14 protein-coding genes, 1 other RNA gene and 1 pseudogene are annotated in these 14,917 nt (G+C 33.1%); 3 read left to right on the forward strand and 13 right to left on the reverse strand.

Annotated features, from left to right (window positions below):
* Positions 1–44 precede the first annotated feature (44 nt).
* On the reverse strand, positions 45–245 hold the full coding sequence (locus IWX84_RS13645; RefSeq protein ID WP_196851325.1) for a hypothetical protein: 201 nt from the start codon (positions 243–245) through the stop codon (positions 45–47).
* A 233-nt stretch (positions 246–478) separates the two neighbouring features.
* Here IWX84_RS13645 and fumC point away from each other — a divergent pair, with 233 nt between their 5' ends.
* On the forward strand, positions 479–1,876 hold the full coding sequence (gene fumC, locus IWX84_RS13650; protein ID WP_196851313.1) for a class II fumarate hydratase: 1,398 nt from the start codon (positions 479–481) through the stop codon (positions 1,874–1,876).
* A gap of 159 nt (positions 1,877–2,035) precedes the next feature.
* Here the strand turns inward: fumC and IWX84_RS13655 are convergent, their stop codons facing one another.
* Entirely contained in the window at positions 2,036–3,238 is a 1,203-nt protein-coding gene (locus IWX84_RS13655) for an NAD(P)-dependent oxidoreductase (RefSeq protein ID WP_196851314.1), read from the reverse strand.
* Between the two features lie 239 nt (positions 3,239–3,477).
* Between IWX84_RS13655 and IWX84_RS13660 the strand changes: the two genes are divergently transcribed.
* Together IWX84_RS13660 and ssrA are read left to right on the forward strand one after the other, a co-directional pair.
* Entirely contained in the window at positions 3,478–4,692 is a 1,215-nt protein-coding gene (locus tag IWX84_RS13660; protein WP_196851324.1) for a serine hydrolase domain-containing protein, read from the forward strand.
* 95 nt (positions 4,693–4,787) lie between these two features.
* Positions 4,788–5,183, forward strand: a transfer-messenger RNA (tmRNA) gene (ssrA, locus tag IWX84_RS13665).
* A 461-nt stretch (positions 5,184–5,644) separates the two neighbouring features.
* Here the strand turns inward: ssrA and IWX84_RS13670 are convergent.
* The 11 genes and pseudogenes from IWX84_RS13670 to IWX84_RS13715 form a co-directional block, all read right to left on the reverse strand.
* Positions 5,645–6,259 carry an SOS response-associated peptidase gene (locus IWX84_RS13670; RefSeq protein WP_196851315.1) on the reverse strand — a complete coding sequence of 205 codons (615 nt, stop codon included), beginning with the start codon at positions 6,257–6,259 and terminating at the stop codon, positions 5,645–5,647.
* A 103-nt stretch (positions 6,260–6,362) separates the two neighbouring features.
* Positions 6,363–7,733 (reverse strand): exonuclease domain-containing protein, encoded by a 1,371-nt coding sequence (locus IWX84_RS13675; protein ID WP_196851316.1) that lies wholly within the window; start codon positions 7,731–7,733, stop codon positions 6,363–6,365.
* A 101-nt stretch (positions 7,734–7,834) separates the two neighbouring features.
* Positions 7,835–8,611, reverse strand: coding sequence for an XRE family transcriptional regulator (locus IWX84_RS13680; RefSeq protein WP_196851317.1), 777 nt, complete (start codon positions 8,609–8,611; stop codon positions 7,835–7,837).
* A gap of 358 nt (positions 8,612–8,969) precedes the next feature.
* A complete protein-coding gene (locus IWX84_RS13685) occupies positions 8,970–9,302 on the reverse strand; it encodes a hypothetical protein (protein WP_196851318.1) in 333 nt (110 codons plus the stop codon).
* A 216-nt stretch (positions 9,303–9,518) separates the two neighbouring features.
* Positions 9,519–10,610 carry an alpha/beta fold hydrolase gene (locus tag IWX84_RS13690; protein ID WP_196851319.1) on the reverse strand — a complete coding sequence of 364 codons (1,092 nt, stop codon included), beginning with the start codon at positions 10,608–10,610 and terminating at the stop codon, positions 9,519–9,521.
* Positions 10,611–10,677: 67 nt separating this feature from the next.
* The gene (locus tag IWX84_RS13695; protein ID WP_196851320.1) at positions 10,678–11,952 is read right to left on the reverse strand and encodes an NAD(P)/FAD-dependent oxidoreductase; all 1,275 of its coding nucleotides are present in this window, start codon (positions 11,950–11,952) and stop codon (positions 10,678–10,680) included.
* A gap of 33 nt (positions 11,953–11,985) precedes the next feature.
* Positions 11,986–12,492 carry a TspO/MBR family protein gene (locus tag IWX84_RS13700; protein WP_231385497.1) on the reverse strand — a complete coding sequence of 169 codons (507 nt, stop codon included), beginning with the start codon at positions 12,490–12,492 and terminating at the stop codon, positions 11,986–11,988.
* 66 nt (positions 12,493–12,558) lie between these two features.
* Positions 12,559–12,984, reverse strand: a complete 426-nt coding sequence (locus tag IWX84_RS13705) for a fasciclin domain-containing protein (protein WP_196851322.1) — start codon at positions 12,982–12,984, stop codon at positions 12,559–12,561.
* Between the two features lie 301 nt (positions 12,985–13,285).
* The gene (locus tag IWX84_RS15475; protein ID WP_255549342.1) at positions 13,286–13,408 is read right to left on the reverse strand and encodes a hypothetical protein; all 123 of its coding nucleotides are present in this window, start codon (positions 13,406–13,408) and stop codon (positions 13,286–13,288) included.
* A 98-nt stretch (positions 13,409–13,506) separates the two neighbouring features.
* A pseudogene (locus tag IWX84_RS13710) lies at positions 13,507–14,046 on the reverse strand (SDR family NAD(P)-dependent oxidoreductase); the annotation flags it as partial.
* A gap of 246 nt (positions 14,047–14,292) precedes the next feature.
* Complete coding sequence (locus tag IWX84_RS13715) at positions 14,293–14,790, reverse strand: pyridoxamine 5'-phosphate oxidase family protein (RefSeq protein ID WP_196851323.1); 498 nt, start codon at positions 14,788–14,790, stop codon at positions 14,293–14,295.
* Positions 14,791–14,917: the final 127 nt, after the last annotated feature.

Consider the following 14,917-nt stretch of genomic DNA (forward strand, 5'->3'; position numbering starts at 1 on the left):
AAAGGACTCGTAAAAACGGGTCCTTTTTTTATGTCACAATCAGATTAAACTGATTGTTGTTGTTGCTTCTTTTTAGCTCTTTTCTCTTTAAACGCTTCCCAAGTTGCTCCACCTATCCAATAAGATACGAAACCAACTAAAAAAAACATCAACCAGAATCCTATAGTAAGAACGGTTAAGAAAAGTAAAAAGCCTAAGTACTGTGAAAATTCAAACATGTTTTCCGGAATTTTGAATGTAGCCACAAATGTAAGTTTAATTCCTTTTCATACCAATAAAAAACAACAAAAACTACGAATCAATTTTTATAAAAAGGGAATTATCCGTATTTTTGGGCTGAGAATTTGGAGCTATTTCCCGCTATCCGTTATAATCTTTTATGTCGTCCCGAAGTTTCGGGACGGCATAAAAGGATTTCCACTTCTATCGGGGCTAGTTTCAAACAAAAAGCGAACACACACAATTTAACATCATAAAAATGAAATTCAGAATAGAAAAAGACACGATGGGTGAAGTGCAGGTTCCTGCAGACAAATATTGGGGAGCACAAACAGAACGTTCCCGAAACAATTTCAAAATAGGATCTTCGGCTTCCATGCCTAAAGAAATTATTGAAGGATTTGCTTATTTAAAAAAAGCAGCTGCTTACGCTAATTGTGATTTAGGCGTTTTACCAATCGAAAAACGAGATGCAATCGCTGCTGTTTGTGACGAAATCCTAGCTGGTAAATTAGACGACGAATTTCCATTGGTAATTTGGCAAACTGGTTCAGGTACGCAAAGTAACATGAACGTAAATGAAGTAGTTGCTAATCGTGCCCAAGTATTAAAAGGATTCAACATTGGCGAAGGCGAACAATTTATCAAAGCCAATGATGATGTCAACAAATCCCAATCATCTAATGATACTTTTCCAACAGGAATGCATATTGCAGCGTATAAAGCAGTAGTAGAAATTACGATTCCAGGTGTTGAAAAATTAAGAGATACACTTCATGCAAAAGCGGTAGAATTCAATACTGTAGTTAAGATTGGTCGTACCCATTTAATGGATGCCACTCCACTTACCTTAGGGCAAGAAATTTCAGGATATGTAGCACAATTGAATTATGGTTTAAAAGCGGTTAAAAATACATTGGCACACTTATCAGAAGTGGCTTTGGGTGGAACTGCAGTAGGAACAGGTTTAAATACTCCTGAAGGTTATGATGTAAAAGTAGCTGCATATATTGCTGAATTCACTGGACATCCATTCGTAACTGCCGAAAATAAATTTGAAGCTCTAGCGGCTCATGATGCCATTGTTGAATCTCATGGCGCATTAAAACAATTAGCAGTTTCATTAAATAAAATTGCAAATGACGTTCGTATGTTGGCTTCTGGACCACGTTCAGGAATTGGTGAAATCATCATTCCAGAAAACGAACCAGGTTCATCCATTATGCCAGGAAAAGTAAATCCTACTCAATGTGAAGCATTAACTATGGTTTGCGCACAAGTTATGGGGAACGATGTTGCTATATCTGTTGGTGGAATGCAAGGTCATTATGAATTGAACGTATTTAAACCGTTGATGGCGGCTAACTTCTTGCAATCAGCCAGATTATTAGGTGATGCATGTATGTCTTTTGACGAACATTGCGCACAAGGAATCGAGCCTAACTACAAACGAATCAAAGAATTAGTTGATAATTCTTTAATGCTTGTTACTGCATTGAATACTAAAATTGGATATTATAAATCGGCTGAAATTGCTCAAACAGCGCATAAAAACGGGACAACTCTAAAAGAGGAAGCCGTTCGTTTGGGTTACGTAACGCCAGAAGATTTTGATGCTTGGGTTAAACCGGAAGACATGGTAGGAAGCTTAAAATAATTATGAGTTATAAATTATAAGTTATAAATTGGAAAACCCTGAAATGTAAACATTTCAGGGTTTTTTGTTTTTAGTTTAGTCCGTATTTTAAACAGCCTTACTGTTCCCTAAGAATCATTGGAGATTCATAATTTACAATTCATAACTCATAACTCAAATCTATTTTCCATCTACATAATCTTGTAAATAACTGAATCTTGGCGTCAGTTTTCCTTTTTCGGTGATTTTGGCTCTTTGGAGAATTCCGTCTTTATCTCCATTAAAAAAGGCTGGAATAACATGTTCCATAAACATTTCTCCAAAACCTTCGCTGGCATCTTTTGGCAATTCACATGGTAAATTATCAACAGCCATTATGACAATTGCCGCAGGATGAAATACATCTACTTCTTTATTTTCATTAGGTAAATATCCATACAAAGGTTCTGCAATAGTTGATGATCTAAGCGTACACGCAATTGGACCATTGACATCACAGGAAATATCACCTACGACTTTTATTTTACAATCTTTGGCTTGAAGCATTTCCTGAGTTAGAATAACTGGCGCTTCATTACCATAAAAATGTCCTGCAATAAAAATCTCTGTTACCTTTGTGAATTTTTCAAAATCAGAAACATATTCCGTTGGATTTTGATAAAAATCAGTAAAATCTAATACTTGCCCATCTTTACGTTTGTTGTAATCCAACACGTCAATTTGAGTGTAAACAGGTTGAGAATAATTCTTTGTCAAGTAATTTTCCACTGAAACTTCTTTTACTTTAATGGCATCCAAAACTTCTTTGGCTCCATTACCTACTTTTCCAGTACCGGTAATCACAAATTTTAATGGAGGCAAAACCAAACGCTTTAAATGAGTAATTAATGCTTCTTTACCCGAGAGTGTTTCCGCTTTTGGAATTTTAAACAATCCGAATTTTATTCCAAAGGCTCTAATGCTATTATAAGCACCAACAATTCCTGCATATCTTCCAAAACCGATTAACCTGCGGTTGTTAGCATCTACTATCGTTTCATGATCGTATAAATCAATGTTTTTATCAAGAATGGCTTGCAGTAACTTTCTATTATAAGGCTGTTTTTTTATAGTATGCGAAAAAAAGAAATAAGATTTATTAGGAATTAAATCTTCTGTTGGGACTTCTTTTACACCAAATAAAACATCACAATCACTAAGATCATTTGTTATTTCAATCCCCAATTCTTTGTATTGCTCATCTGTAAAAATTCGAATATCAGAACTTTCCACTTTTATAGAAGCGTCTTGGTAAAGCTGCTTTATTTTTGCCAATTCATCTGGTGAAAAAACAACTCTTCTGTCTGGTGGGTTTTTTCTTTCTTTAATAATTCCGAATTTCATTTTTAAATACTTTTATTTTGATTTAATATAACTTAATAGTTTTAATTTGTTACAAATATAACAAATTAAGGTAAATTTAATTTCTTTTTTTAATAAAATAAAATGGCTAATTTCTTTAAAAGCTGATGTCCACAAAGATAGAAATCTGCCATTGCAAGACTTTAATAAAATAGTGTTAAGATTTTGGAAAAAAAATAAATCAACAGAGATTGATTCTATATATTTGCGTTTCTAGCACTATGGAAATGAATTTTATAAAAAAAGCAAATATAATACAATTACTCGTCCTTACATTAGTTTTGAGTTCTTGTACAAAAGATAAAAAGAAAGTAGAATTAAGCGATGCTCAACTCCCAAAAAGCACATTGCCTAAAATGGTTCCTTTAACAAACGAGCAACCCAAACTAACGGCTGAATATATCAATTCTAAAAAAGGATCGATAGAGTATTTTTACAACAAAACCTGGCCACACAATAGTTTAAACGGTAGTTTTCTTGTGGCTAAAAATGGTCAAATCATTTATGAAAAATATGAAGGTTATGCCAATTTTAGAAAAAAGAGATTAATTACCAGCTCTACACCATTACACTTAGCGTCAGTAAGTAAAGTACTGACCGCAACGGCAGTATTAAAATTAATAAATGCAAAAAGAATTGGTCTAGACCAAAAAGTAAACACGATATTAAAAGAATTTCCTTATCCACTAGTAACGGTTAAAATGCTATTGGACCACAGAAGCGGAATGCGCAACTATGCTTATTTCACTGATAAGAAAGAAATTTGGGACAGACATAATCGACTTAGTAATCAAGATATATTAACTATCATGGCTACTAAAGGTATTACTTTAGAATATAAAACTGACACACGCTTTGGATATTGTAACACTAATTACGCTATGTTGGCTTTGATAATTGAAAAGACAACGAAACTCCCCTACAAAAAAGCAATGCAAGAAATGATTTTCAAACCACTGGGAATGAAAAACACGTATGTTTTTGATTATGAAAGAGATAAAGACAGTATTGCTCCGTCCTATAAAGGTAATGGAGTTGAAATTGGTAAAGATTTTTTAGATGAAATTTACGGTGATAAGAACATCTATTCTACTGTTAGGGATTTATTGAAATTTGACAGAGGTAGAAATGCTCCTGGTTTTTTGAGTCCAAAATTGCTTGCACAGATATATACTGGATTTAGCAATGAACGCGTAGGCGAAAAAAATTACGGCCTTGGTATACGAATGATAAATTGGAAAACAGGACAAAATTTTTATTTCCACAACGGTTGGTGGCACGGAAATACATCGTCCTATATAACTTTAAAAAATGAAGGTGTAACGATAATTGCATTGTCTAATAAGTTCACAACCAGAACATATCAGGTTAGAAAACTGGCTAGGATATTTGGAGACTATCCATTTCCTTTGACAAAAGGAGAAAAAGAGGAATGATTTTTGATACAGAGTTGCTAGTTTAGTAGATATAATTCAAGTTTTAAATTGTATATTTGCTGACCGAAATTCATTTTTGAGTTTCAAAGTAAAAAGGGGTCGACTGGTTTTGACAGCAAGTCGAATTGATAAGTAAGCACGTCGAGCATTGAGACCTTGCTCGTAAATATAAGATCTTACAATTTTACACGGCGAAAATAACTACGCTCTAGCTGCATAATCTGAATTATAGTAAGATTAGCCTCGTTCCTATCAGATAGGAAAGCAGGATTCTCCTTGAAAGCCTTGGTTTGTGGCGGTCAGTTAAGGAGAACCGTAAAAATAAACCTAGATTTCCATGAGCTTCGGGTGGATTTCGAAATTAAGAAGATAAGTAGTGTGTGGCTGTTTCTGGCCCAGCATACTATCGAAAATCTAATCAGAAAATAAACGCGTAGAAAGCCTTTTAGTTGCTTGTTTGGACCCGAGTTCGATTCTCGGCGACTCCACAATAACCCTTATAAACCCACTGTTTATAAGGGTTTTGTTTTTAATGGGTATAATTAGGGGATTATTTCAATCAATAATTTTATTTTTGATACCCTATTTTATAATTCTATTCTTAAAAAGATACTCATCCGTTCTACGATTTATATCCTCTTTAGTTGTCACCCTAAATATAATTATACAGCTAACAATTCTGTTTTAGTAAAATGCAAGCGTTTTCCAATTTTAAAATTCGGCATCGATTTGTTGTGCATTAAACCATAAATTGATGGAACGGCTAAACTAATATATTTGCAACTTGCTTACCATTCATTCATTCTTTTTCATTGCTTGGAGTAGCAGAATTCAATTTTTCATGAGCCTTTTCAATTCTATTTTGTCTTTCTAAAATTATTTCAAATGGGTTTTCCGTAATTATATTACAATTTTAATTTAAAAAAAAGAAAAGTTACTATTTATTATTTTCTCATTTCCTAGCTATTAAATTTACACTGTAGGGAAAAGAAAATTCTTTAATAGGCGCGCCTTCTAACCATCTAAGTTCATCTTCGGGATGTAATACGACAGGCATACGTTTTTTATGGTTGTGTATTTCTGCCATTAATTCATTGGCTTCTGTAGTAAGAATAGTGTATGTATTTTTGATTTCGCCAGTATGCGTGTCTGTCCAATGAGAATATAATCCTGCGAAAGCGAAGAGTTCTTCATTACCGATACCTATTTTGTATTTAACTTTATTTTTTCCTTTTGAATCCAGCCATTGCCATTCGTAAAAACCATTGGCGATCACCAAGCACCGATGGCTTACAGCATCCCGAAACGATGGCTTTTCTTCTACCGTTTCAATTCTGGCATTGAGTGTCATTGCTTTAATTTGATCGTCTTTTGCCCAATGTGGAATTAAGCCCCAATTATAATGTTCAATTACTTCCGGGTGTTCGTCTGTGATAATAGGAGTTTTAGGAAAAGTAAAACCATTGAAATGCTCATGAGGCGCAAATTCATTTATGTCCTTAATTTTGGCGTTGAAACGTTTTTCGATTTGTACAGCTAGTTTGTTTTGAATGGTATGAAAACACATGGCTTTACGTTTTTAGTATAGTAAATTTACTATTTTTTATAATAGGGATATAGGTTGTTATTATTTGAAAAGTTTATACTTACCCAAAATTTTTAAAGTTAAATTACTTTTCATGAAGATGAACTTTTCCTGGGTACTTTTGTACAAAAGAAAAAATTAATTGCATGATGTACTGGTTAGTTTTATAAGGTGTAATATGTTCTTTTATTTGTGAAAGGTCATTAATTGCTATATCAGAATCAATATATCCCATGCCATAAAAGTGTCCATTTTCAACCCAAATACAACTGCGTTCGTCATTAGTTCTTCCTTTGTCAATGATAGCAAAACTGGGTCTACTGTTTAAGTGAAAATCTATTGCTGCTTGAATTTGATCGTTATGGGAATCAACTTCAGGTAAAGGTGAGCTATTATTTTGAAACAGAAATACATCATCTGACATACTTCCATATTTGCAAAACCTTTGATCAATCTCAAACTGCTGCGCTAGTTCACTGAGCAAATTTATTCCACTATATATTTTATCAAAAGTTTCAATACAATTTTGATTTTTGGCTAGTTTACCAATTGCCAAGTAACGGTATGCATTTCTAGCTTCATATTCGAACAATCCATATTTCGGCTCAAAGCGTTTTAATGCTTTATTGTGAATTGGCCACAATTGTTTTATCTCAGAACATTCTAGCAATAATGCCATTAATTCGGTACCGCAAACTTCAAAAGTAATAGCGAATATATCACGCAAGAAATGTTGTCTTTGTGGCGTAATTTTATGACCTCCAAAGTGTGAAGCTACTCGTTTTTTTAAGTTGACCGCTTTACCTATATAAACTACTTTATTATGTTCATCATAAAAATAATAAACACCGGGTTTGTCTGGTAATTTTTCAAAGTCCTCCCGAGGTAGATTTGGTGGTAATCGCTGATCTTGTGATGTTTTCTTGATCATAACATCCATTACCTTTTCAGTGTCCCATTCCAATAATCGAGTAAACAAGATGGCCGTAGCATCGGCATCGCCTCCAGCGCGGTGGCGGTTTTCTAAATCTATATCTAAAGAGTTACAAAGCCTTCCTAAACTATAAGATAGCAATCCAGGTCTAATTTTTCTTGAAGCTCTGACGGTACATAATTTTTTGGCTGTCCATTTAAGGCCTGCTCTTTCTAATTCGTGACGAACAAAGGAGTAATCAAAATTAACGTTATGAGCCACAAATATTCGGTCAGAGAGTAGTTCAAAAACTTTATCCGAAATAGTATCAAAAACAGGAGCATTACTAACCATTTCATTGGTAATTCCCGTCAATGCAAAAATGGCAGGCGGTATGTCTTTTTCAGGATTAACAAGTGTTTCCCATCGATCTATTACTTTTATTCCATCATGTATTATAATTGCTATTTCAGTAATGCGACTATGACTGGCATTACCACCAGTGGTCTCAATATCTACTATAGCGTATTCCTGCTTTTTCATCACTTATATAATATGTAAAAGATTCCGTGTTATTAAAAATGAAGATTCTATCTAAGCTAATTTTCATACTTTATTGGTTTCAACAGTGCTGCGTATTTGTATTAATTGGTGAGACCAATACTATTTTTTACCTCGTTGATGTCTCTTTTCAATTCAACAAACATGTTTTTTATAGTATCGCTTTCCAAAGCTTCTGTTTTTTTGTCACTTCGGGCAATGCTACATTGGTATTCCCAAATTTCAAGAATATGGGACGCTTTAACTTCGTACGGCGGATAGAAATAATTATCTGATGCTAGTACCAAGGCATTTTTATTGTTTTTGTTAAGTCGCTTATACACCATTCCTTCGCTTCTAGTGATGAAAATATAGGTTTTGCCGTCTAAAACTTCGCCCAAACCTTCTACATAACGACCCACAATAATATCTCCATCTTGATGCGGTGGCATAGAATCGCCTTCAACAGGAAAACCACGGTATTTACCCGCTCCTAAAAATGGTAAAGATATTTGTTGTAACTGTTCAATGTACTCGGGATCAGCATACCCATTCAGGTACCCAGCTTTTACTTTTTGGGTTACAATTTCAATGCGGTTTTCACCAATTTGATCTACTTGTATGGGTAGAATTAGGCGGTTATTTTCAAGTTTTAATAAATCACCAACCTCAATTTTACGAGTATCCACTGACAACAATAAGTCAATACTGATTTGGTAATACTGAGCGATTTTCTTCAGGATTTCATAGGGTGCCTCCGAAGTTCCATCTTCGTACTTGACATAACGTCCCCTAGTGATCATCAGACTTTCGGCTACTTTCTCCTGTGAAATTTTATGCTTCACCCGCATGGCTCTAATATTGTCTGAAAATAACGACATAGCATATTTGTTATAATTTGTAACAGCAAAGATACTAAAAAATGTTATTATTTGTGCTAAAATTGAGACTTAAAATAAAATGACAACTGAAATTTTAAACAAGGATTTAGATGCTATTGGTGAATCTAGAAGACATTTAAATAATGCTCAAAAGGAAGAAATCCCTACACTATTGGTGTAAGTGACGGTCGTATAGTGACATCTTTTTCGTTTGCGGGAGTACTTTTTTGCATAAGTGAAGTAATTGCTAGAACTTGGGTTTTAAAAATAGGTACGAAAACACAAGTGATTTCGGTAAATTCGCAACACTAAGCTCAATCTTCTCCTACCGTATCAGAAGTGAATTAGGAAAAAGCTCTTACCATAGAAAAAGAGCGCATTGATGAATTTTATTTGGTTTGTATGTGAATCTAATTTTTTTTTGTATTTTATCAATGGAAGAAAGAACATGCAGAATGGCTGCGGAAATTAATGGGATTGAAAAACAGTGTTTCTTTAACAAGAATAAAATAGCTGTGGCAATTAACAATAACGCAGTTAACAGCCAAAACATTCCAATTGGTTTTGAAATTTCATTACTGATTTGCGTTATGCGACCGTAGTTAAATGCTTTTGCAAACCCAATAAAATGTATTAGGCCATGCATCAAGATAATAATAGCTAAAATGCTTTTAAGCATAACCTTTTTCATGTAGTTAATTCCTATAAATATTTAATCTTTTTCAAATTCTTCTTCAGTTTTTTTTTAGATAATCATTATTTAAAAATTCTTCGTACTCTTTTTCGCCTTTTTGATTTCTTGTAATCAAAAAAAAAATCAACACAATTGCTGAAATGCCAAAAGTGATTATTATAAACCAGTTTATAAGTTGTTTATAATTAAATTAATTATCTTCTAGTTAAGTTACTAATTAGCGTTAGAATCTATAGAATTCAGGAAATCTAATAGCCGTTTATTGAACTCCTCTGCGTGTTCAAGATTAGAAACATGACCCGCATTATCAATAATTTTAAAAATTGATTCTTCAATATTTTTATGCATAAATTCAGATTGTACAAGTGGGGTAACTTTATCTTCTCTACCGCATATAATAAGTGTTGGAATGTGAATAGTATGTAAAATAGAACAAGTTTCAGATCGCTGTGCCAAAGCTGATAAACCATTAGTAATTATTTTTTTAGAATTTGCAAATACAATATTTCTCAAATTTTCTACTGTTTCTACTTTATCCGCCAATGAATCAGGATGAAAAACACTTTTTATAAATTTTTCATTAAACTCAGCTGCTCCATTAAGGTTAATTTGTTCAATTGTTTTGTACCGATTTTCTTTTACTTCAGCTGTATCAGCAATACATTGTGTGTCGCATAAAATCATTGCCGCAAAACGTTCAGGAAATCTTTTTAGGGCATTCAAACAAATGTATCCACCCATTGAGAGCCCGCAAAGAATTGCTTTCTCAATATTTAATTTATTCATAAACGCTATTAAATCATCACAGAATAAATCAATACTTAATGTGGTTTTTTCATCTGTTGATTTGCCAAACCCACGAATATCAATAGCTATCACACGATTTGAAGATTTTAAACTATCCAATTGACCCTTCCACATTGACTTATCAAATGGAAAACCGTGAAGAAATATAATGGGAATATTTCCTTCTCCAACATCATTATATGAAATCTTGATATTGTTGACTTCTGTCAATAAATTTTGAAATGAATTATCTAATTTCATTGTTTTAATTTTAGTTATTGGTAAATTTTGAAATTTATTAGTTAGTGTATTTTTAGTACTATTGACTTGATATTCTTCAAGTAAAATCGCTACAGAATCGTAATAAGTTTTTAAGATCTTTACTGTTATTTCGGGATTTTCTTCACAGGGAACAGTTACTGGCATTTCATTTAGATATTTCAGCAATTCAGGATGGTTTTCTCTAATGTTGTTAGTTATACCTAAAATCATTTCATTCAACTCTAATGCTGTCTTCATAATTATTTGTTTAAAATGTTTTTGGTAATTGATTAAATTATCAATAATTATATTTCTAATTACTTTTTCAATTACCTACTTTAGTTTTATTATGTTGCGAAAGAATGAGTGCTAATGAAGTGTCTTTACTGATATACGCCCAAGCCCAATTGATAAAAATAATGAGTTTGTTTTTTACACTGAGTATCAACATTAAGTGAACAAATATCCACGTGAGCCAAGCAAAATAGCCGCTGAAATGAAAAAACGGTAAATCTACAACGGCTTTATTTCTACCAATAGTTGCCATTGAACCAAGGTCTTTGTATTCAAAATTTCTTGTAGGCTTGTTTTGCTCTAAATATTTTAAATTCTTTGCCAATAATTTTGCCTGATTGATGGCAACATTGGCAAGTTGTGGATGTGCTTTTGGATAAAGAGGTGTTTCCATATAAGCGATATCACCGAGTGCAAAAATATTTTCGCTTTCAAAAACTTTATTGATGCGGTTTACTTTTAGTCTATTAGTTGGTGTAATTATTTCAGGAGTGAAACCTTCAATATGATTTCCTGTAACACCTGCGGCCCAAATAACAGTTTTTGTTTTTATCGATTCGCCTGTGCTAAGCGTTAAAACATTTTCATCATAATTTTTTACAAATGTTTCGGTGTAAATTGTTACTCCCATCTTTTGCAAATAATTTTTTGAAGCAATTTGTGCCATTGGGCTCATGCTATTCAATGTGTTTTTAGTTCCTTCAATCAGATAAATATTTAATCTTGAAAAGTCAATACCTTGGTAATCTTTTGGTAAAACATCTTCTTTAATTTCGGCAAATGCTCCTGCCATTTCGACACCTGTAGGCCCTGCGCCTACAATTACAAAGTTAAATAAGCTTTCTTTTTCGTCTTCATTGGCTGAAATTATAGTTTCAAAAGTTTGAAGAATATGATTGCGGATAGTGATGGCATCATAAGTCGACTTTAAGGTGAGTGAATTTTCTTTTATGATTTCATTACCGAAAAAATTAGTTGTGCAACCAATGGCGATTACTAAATAATCGTAATCAAAATCTCCGATACTGGTAGCGATTTTATTTTGAGTTTTATCAATACTCAAAACCGTTGCCAAACGAATTTGAACATTGGGTTTCTTTTTAAAAATATTGCGAAGCGGAAATGAAATACTGGATGGTTCCAATTGCGATGTTGCAACCTGATAAAACAAGGGTTGAAACTGATGGTGATTTATTTTGTCAATCAGTAAAACATCAAACAGTTTTTCATTTAATGCTTTTATGAATTGAATACCTGCAAACCCACCGCCCACAACTATTACTTTCTTCTTGCTTGTGTTAGTCATTTTGCTATTTGTGTTTTTAATTTAACAAATTTTTTATCTATTTAAATACCAAATAGAGATATTTAGGACTGTCGCAAATGTTACCCAAAACAAATAAGGGATTTGTAGATAAGCGGCCGCTGGTTTTATCTTTTTGAAAAGTGTAATCATATAGATGATTAAAAACCACATTAACAAAATGTCAACTACTGAAATTAAAATTGTGTGGAATGAAAAGAATAAAATACTCCACCAAAAATTAAAAAACAATTGAATACCAAAAACGGTCAATGCTTTTTGCCGTAGTTCAGTTTTGGGTGTGTTCCAAATTAAAAACATAGAAACACCCATAAGAATATACAACGATGTCCAAACTGGTCCAAACAAATAACCGGGAGGATTGAATGATGGCTTTGCTAAAGTAGTAAACCATCCTCCGTTCATTTCATTTCTTACCAAATAGGCGGATATACCGCCGCTTGCAAGCGGAAGAACTAAACTGAAAATTAGTTTAGCTACCTTATTTGTGTTTTTTAATGTATAGTCATTTGAATTTTCCATCATGATACTGTAAAAAATAAAACCTCACATAAGCAAGGTTCTATTTTAATTATTGGTTGGATTTATTTAATCTTTTGGTAATAGCACTTTATCAATAACATGAATTACTCCGTTTGTAGCATTAATATCGGCAGTAGTAACTTTTGCATTACCTACCATTACATGTCCATCCTTCACCATCACTTTTAATTTACTACCTTCTACTGTAGTCAATTCTTGTCCGTCTTTCAAATCAGCGGCCTTCATTTTTCCACTTACGACATGGTAAGTCAAAATTTTAGAGAGTTGATCTTTGCTCTCAGGTTTCAATAATTTATCCACTTCTGATTGTATACCAGCGAAAGCAGCGTCCGTAGGTGCAAAAACCGTGAATGGTCCTTCACCCTGTAAAGTTGGCACTAATCCTGCAGCTGTTACTGCTGCAGCAAGTGTTTTTGCATCTGTTGAGGCAATTGCTACAATGTCTTTGCTCATTTTCATCTCGTTTTCCATTTTACATTTAATTTATTTAGAGAATACGTTTTCTCTAATTATAAAGTTATATCTTTTTTTTTACTATATGTGTTAAAATAATTTAATGAAAAAGTTAAATAATTCACATTTTCACTACAGAATTGAATCACATAATCAATTTAAGAGAATTGAAATTAACTAAAGTTTCTTTCCTGCAACCCTTAAAATTTTTTAGGAACGAAACAATATCTCATTGGTTATAACTGACCATATCTTTAATTTTACTTTCTGCGATCTTCTTGTAAAAAACATAGCGAATATTCAACAATTTGGTATTCCTCTATTTTAATAAAAAAAGCACGCCAGTATCCAAAAACATTTCAATAACTCCTAACAAAATAACAACCGCATCCGCATTCATTGGCACCCAATTGGGTACTTGAGATAAAAAAGCTGATTGCATAAAAGTAAATTGTCTTATAACAGAAAAAACTAAAACAAGCCAAGAACTATCCTTACTTTTTTTTGTGGTTTAGTTGATTCCATTAAAGTGTAATTAAATTATTGGGCAGCCATTCCTCCATCAATTACTTGGGTTGTACCCGTTATGTATTGGCTATCATCACTTGCAAGAAATAAAACTAATTTGGCAATTTCAATTGGTTCTGCATACCGTCCTAAAGGTATTGTGTCCTCAAATTCTTTTTTCACTTCTTCGGCATGTCCAGCGGATGCACTTTCTTCAATTGATCGCATCATTCTATTATTTACAGGGGCAGGATGAACAGAATTTACCCTGATTTTTCTTGCAGCAGCTTCAATAGCTGTTGTTCTCATTATACCTACTACGGCATGTTTGCTGGTTACATAAGCACTTAAACCAGCAAAACCTAATATACCGGCTACCGATGAAGTCATGATAATGCTACCACCGTCTTTAATGTGGGGTAATGCATATTTATTACCCAACCATGTACCCTTTACATTTACAGAAATCACTTTATCAAATATTTCTTCTGGATAATCTACAAGTGGTTTTACATCTCCTTCAATACCTGCATTGTTGAAAAACACATCGATTTTTCCAAGCACTTTTACTGTTTTATTTACATAGTGTTACGCAGCAATTACGTTTGAAATATCGGCACAGCGATATTTTACGTGCAAATTTTTTAATTCTAATACGGCTGTTTTTTAGTGAGTCTTCAATACAGTCAATCTACATTACTTTTGCACCTTCTAATAAAAATAATTTAGCGATTATCTAGCCAGTACCATCGCACCGTCTTTGATAATCGCTACTCTATTTTAAAATTTTTCATTTTATATTTTAATCACGAATAGATTTTATAAACTAATTTTTCCGTGTTCACCTTCATCATATTCTTTTCCGGTAACAATAGCTTTTAGCATATTGAAAAGAACCACCATTTTGCTTGAACTGCTGTCCCAGTAATTAACTTCGCTAGGCGTAACTTTAATAAGTAACATGTCAGGATCATCTAAACCAAGTGGAAACCATGCTTTCATAATGGAACTCCACAACGCTGCCATTTTGGCTTTGTCGTTTACTAAACTTGCAGTTCCATGAATCATTAAATAGTTATTGCTGCTTTCATTGGTAATGGCGAGAGATACTTTTTTACTCTCTTCTATTTCGTCAACTTTATAGGATGATTCCTTGGTAAAAAACCACATAGTGCCATCATCATCAATTTTAGCTATACTCATTGGCCTGCCTGATAAATTTTCGGCATTTTTTTCATTTGTAATGAGCATACAGGTACGCACATCTTTAATCATCTCGATAAGCTTTTCTACATTTTGATTGTGTTCCGGTTTCATAAAATTTATTTTAAGATTTAATAGCTGTTCTAATGGTTTAGCCCCCTAATAATCGGACTTTAACATTTTAAGTTTTACAAACATACGCAATTAGTCAATATCTTTGTCTTGCAAGGAACAAACGAAG

Origin of the sequence: Flavobacterium sp. CG_9.10, from assembly GCF_015752245.1 — a bacterium.
GTDB lineage: Bacteria > Bacteroidota > Bacteroidia > Flavobacteriales > Flavobacteriaceae > Flavobacterium.

Excerpts from the sequence above, each read along its gene's own strand:
- fumC (WP_196851313.1), top strand. The coding sequence starts at position 479 with ATGAAATTCAGAATAGAAAAAGACACGATGGGTGAAGTGCAGGTTCCT.
- IWX84_RS13715 (WP_196851323.1), bottom strand. The coding sequence starts at position 14,790 with ATGAAACCGGAACACAATCAAAATGTAGAAAAGCTTATCGAGATGATT.
- IWX84_RS13705 (WP_196851322.1), bottom strand. The coding sequence starts at position 12,984 with ATGGAAAACGAGATGAAAATGAGCAAAGACATTGTAGCAATTGCCTCA.
- IWX84_RS13670 (WP_196851315.1), bottom strand. The coding sequence starts at position 6,259 with ATGTGTTTTCATACCATTCAAAACAAACTAGCTGTACAAATCGAAAAA.
- IWX84_RS15475 (WP_255549342.1), bottom strand. The coding sequence starts at position 13,408 with ATGCAATCAGCTTTTTTATCTCAAGTACCCAATTGGGTGCCAATGAAT.
- IWX84_RS13655 (WP_196851314.1), bottom strand. The coding sequence starts at position 3,238 with ATGAAATTCGGAATTATTAAAGAAAGAAAAAACCCACCAGACAGAAGA.
- IWX84_RS13680 (WP_196851317.1), bottom strand. The coding sequence starts at position 8,611 with ATGTCGTTATTTTCAGACAATATTAGAGCCATGCGGGTGAAGCATAAA.
- IWX84_RS13685 (WP_196851318.1), bottom strand. The coding sequence starts at position 9,302 with ATGAAAAAGGTTATGCTTAAAAGCATTTTAGCTATTATTATCTTGATG.
- IWX84_RS13660 (WP_196851324.1), top strand. The coding sequence starts at position 3,478 with ATGGAAATGAATTTTATAAAAAAAGCAAATATAATACAATTACTCGTC.
- IWX84_RS13690 (WP_196851319.1), bottom strand. The coding sequence starts at position 10,610 with ATGAAGACAGCATTAGAGTTGAATGAAATGATTTTAGGTATAACTAAC.
- IWX84_RS13695 (WP_196851320.1), bottom strand. The coding sequence starts at position 11,952 with ATGACTAACACAAGCAAGAAGAAAGTAATAGTTGTGGGCGGTGGGTTT.
- IWX84_RS13700 (WP_231385497.1), bottom strand. The coding sequence starts at position 12,492 with ATGGAAAATTCAAATGACTATACATTAAAAAACACAAATAAGGTAGCT.
- IWX84_RS13675 (WP_196851316.1), bottom strand. The coding sequence starts at position 7,733 with ATGAAAAAGCAGGAATACGCTATAGTAGATATTGAGACCACTGGTGGT.